Origin of the sequence: Agromyces binzhouensis, from assembly GCF_004135055.1 — a bacterium.
Taxonomy (GTDB): Bacteria; Actinomycetota; Actinomycetes; order Actinomycetales; family Microbacteriaceae; genus Agromyces; species Agromyces binzhouensis.
In genome coordinates, this window is record NZ_SDPL01000330.1 from 1 (window position 1) to 3,619 (window position 3,619).

A 3,619-nucleotide genomic window follows, 5' to 3' on the forward strand; every position below is an offset into this window, starting at 1 on the left:
TACGCACGAACGTTCGTATACTCAACACACGACCGTTCGTATTCATTGATCGGAGAGCAGACGTGTGCTCTTCCGATCTCGGCGATGCGGCGACCTCGGCGCGCGCGACGAGTGCCTCGACTGAGGCGTACGGCCGGCCGTCCGCGAGCTCCGCGCACCACCGGTCGACGTCGAGGCAGGCGCGCAGGAGCCCGATCGCGTCCTCGCGCCCGGCCGAGTTGAACTCGTCAAGCGACATCGCCGGGTCCTCCCTCCGATCGTGCTGCGCGCAGCAGCCGGCCGCGGGCGACCGAGCCGTCGACCTCCCGGCCGGCGAGGTAGGTCGCGCGCACCGCGCCGACGAGCTCGCGTCCGTCGTACGGCGTGATGGGGTGCCGCTGCTGCAGCGTCGCGGCATCCACCGTGAACGCCTCGTCGGGCGCGAGGATCGCGAGGTCGGCGTCGGCGCCCTCCGCGATCGCGCCCTTGCCGGCGAGGCCGACCAGTCGCGCGGGCGCGCCGGACATCCACTCCACGACGCGCTCGAGGCGGATGCCGCGACGTCGCGCCTCGGTCCACACGACCGGCAGGCCGAGCTGGAGGGAGGCGATCCCGCCCCAGGCCACGGCGAAGTCGCCGTCGCCCGCGAACTTCACGGCCGCGGGTGCCGGCGAGTGGTCGGAGACGACCGTGTCGATGACGCCCGCCTCGAGCGCACCCCACAGGGCGTCGCGGTTCGCGGCCCCGCGGATCGGCGGGCAGCACTTGAACGCCGCGGCGCCCGCGGGCACCTCCTCGGCGGTGAGCGCGAGGTAGTGCGGGCAGGTCTCGACGGTGAGCCGCACGCCGTCGGCGCGGGCGCGGGCGATGGCGTCGAGCGATGCGGCCGAGCTGAGGTGCAGAAGGTGGGCGCGCGCGCCCGTGCGCCGGGCGGCATCGATCACGGCCGTGATCGCCGTCGCCTCCGCGGCATCCGGCCTGGAGGCGAGGAAGTCGGCGTAGTCGCGGCTGTGCGGGTGCGGCGCCGCGTCGATCACCGCGGCGTCCTCCGCATGCACGATGACGAGCGAGTCGGGGTGCGCGCCCGCGAGGACGGCCATCGCCCGCTCCATCGCCTCGGCCGGGACCGGCGGGAACTCGGGCACGCCCGAGTCGACGAGGAAGCACTTGAAGCCGAACACGCCCGCTTCGGCGAGCGGGACCAGCTCGGCCTCGTTGCCCGGCACGATCCCGCCCCAGAACCCGACGTCGACGAACACGCGTCCGGTCGCCCTCACCCGCTTCACGGCGAGCGCGGCGACCGAGGTCGTCGACGGGATGCTGTTGAGCGGCATGTCGACGATCGTCGTGACGCCGCCGGCCGCAGCGGCACGGGTCGCCGTCTCGAACCCCTCCCAGTCGGTGCGGCCGGGTTCGTTGACGTGGACGTGCGTGTCGACGAGCCCCGGGATGAGCACCTCGTCGTCGGTGAGCCGCACGCGGTGCGCCGCGCGGAACGCGGCACCCGGCCCGGCCACGCGTGCGATGCGCCCGTCGCGCACCGCGACCTCGGCGGGTGCGAACGCCCCGTCGACGAGCACCCGGTCGCCCGCGAGCACGAGGTCGAAGACGACGGATGCCTCGGCGGCACCGTTCGGCGGGTGGTCGGCCTGCGCCATCCGCGCCGTCACTCCCCCGCACCCGGCCCGGTCAGGCGCACCTGCCGGTTGACGTCCTTGTACAGCAGGTAGCGGAACGGCCCGGGCCCGCCCGCGACGCAGGCCTGCGGGCAGAAGGCACGGAGCCACATGAAGTCGCCCGCCTCGACCTCGACCCAGTCGCCGTTCAGGCGGTAGACGCCCTTGCCCTCGAGCACGAAGAGGCCGTGCTCCATCACGTGGGTCTCGGCGAACGGGATCGTGCCGCCGGGGGCGAACGTGACGATGTTCACGTGCATGTCGTGCGCGAGGTCGTCGGGGTCGACGAAGCGGCTGGTCGCCCAGGCGCCGTCGGTGCCGGGCATCGGCTGCGGCTCGACCTCGGCGTCGCTCGTGACGAACGACGCGGGCGCCGCGATGCCCGGGACGGGCTCGTACGCCTTGCGGATCCAGTGGAAGGAGGTCGCCTCGTCGCCCTCGTTGGCGATCGACCAACGCTCGCCCGCGGCAACGTAGGCGTATCCTCCCGGCCCGAGCGCGTGCCGGGTGCCGTCGAGGTCGAGCGCCAGCTCCCCCGAGGTGACGAACAGCACCGCCTCCACGCCGGGCTCGGCCTCGGGCCGGTCGGATCCGCCGCCCGGGGCGATCTCGACGATGAGCTGGGAGAACGTGGTGGCGAACCCGGCGATCGGCCGGGCGATGATCCACGATCGCGTGCCCGTGAACCCGGGCAGGTTGCTCGTCACGATGTCGCGGAGCACGCCCTTCGGGATCACCGTGTAGGCCTCGGTCACGATCGCGCGGTCGGTGAGCAGCTCGGTCTGCGCGGGCAGCCCGCCCGGCGGGGTGTAGTAGCTCATGGGACCTCCTCGTCCGTGGCCGGGCGTCCCGGACCGCTCGTCGTCCTCCTCGGGCTCGCGTGCGCCGCGAGCGACGGCGCATCGAGCCCGGTTGCGGCCTCGACCTCGTCCGGCGTGATCGCCCCGCACTGCACGCCTCGGAGGACGAAGCCCGCGAGCGCGCGCACCGTCGCCGGCTCGTCGAGCACGGCGCCCGCGGTGCGGTCGTGCACGTGCCGGAGCCGCGCGGACGCCTCGGTCCAGCCGTCGCGGTAGTACGCGTAGGTCGCGATGAATCGCGTGGGCAGCTGCGCCGGATGCAGGTCCCATCCCTGCGCGAACCCGCGCTCGAGCGAACGCCGCACCACCCGCGCATGGAGCCGCCACGCCTCGTCGGCCCGGTCGCCGATCGGCAGCACGTTCGACGAGCCGTCGGACAGCCGGACGCCCGTGCCGGCGACCGCCAACTGCATGACCTGCTTCGCGTGGTCGGCGGCCGGATGCTCGAGCGACTGGTGGGGCGCGGCGATGCCGAGCGCGGCGGTGTAGTCGTAGGTGCCGAAGTGCAGGCCGGCGGCACGGCCGCGGGCCGCGTGCGGGATGCGGGAGACCGGGGCGACGCCCTCCGGGCCGAGGACGAGCTGCGGGGTCTCCACCTGCACCTCGAACCGGAGTCGCCCGTCGGGCAGGCCGTGGGCGCGTTCGAGGGCGGCCGCGACATCCGCCATCGCCTCGACCTGCTCGACCGTCGAGACCTTCGGGAGGGTGAGCGCGAGCCCGTCGGGCAGGCCCCCGCGGTCGACGAGGGCCGTCACGAACAGGTCGAGCGTGCGGATGCCGCGGGCCCGCGTGGCCGCCTCGAACGACTTGAACCGGATGCCGACGAACGGCGTCGCCGTACCCGCGTCGATCGCGGCGGCGACGTGCTCGGCGGCGCGCACGACGTCGGCGTCCTCGACGTCGTCGCCGCGATCGCCGTAGCCGTCCTCGAAGTCGATGCGGAGGTCCTCGACGGGCTCGCGCTCGAGCTTGTGCTCGACGCGCGGGGCCACCACGGCCGAGATGTCCGGCGGGATGCCGACGGCGCGTGCGAGCGCCTCGACGCCGCCGGCCGATGCCGCGGCCGCGAGCGCCGCGCTCCCCCACACCGCGGGCAGGTCCGGC

Annotated in this window: 3 protein-coding genes; all 3 read right to left on the bottom strand. The window is 74.3% G+C overall.

The features are described 5' to 3' along the window. Window positions 1-227: 227 nt before the first annotated feature. Window positions 228-1,637, bottom strand: coding sequence for an allantoinase AllB (gene allB, locus ESO86_RS13555; RefSeq protein WP_129235490.1), 1,410 nt, complete (start codon window positions 1,635-1,637; stop codon window positions 228-230). Window positions 1,638-1,645: 8 nt separating this feature from the next. After that, window positions 1,646-2,476 (bottom strand): bifunctional allantoicase/(S)-ureidoglycine aminohydrolase, encoded by an 831-nt coding sequence (locus ESO86_RS13560; RefSeq protein WP_129235491.1) that lies wholly within the window; start codon window positions 2,474-2,476, stop codon window positions 1,646-1,648. Further along, window positions 2,473-3,619: DUF6986 family protein (locus ESO86_RS13565; protein WP_129235492.1), on the bottom strand; the 1,147-nt coding region annotated here is incomplete at its 5' end. The genes ESO86_RS13560 and ESO86_RS13565, both read right to left, overlap by 4 nt.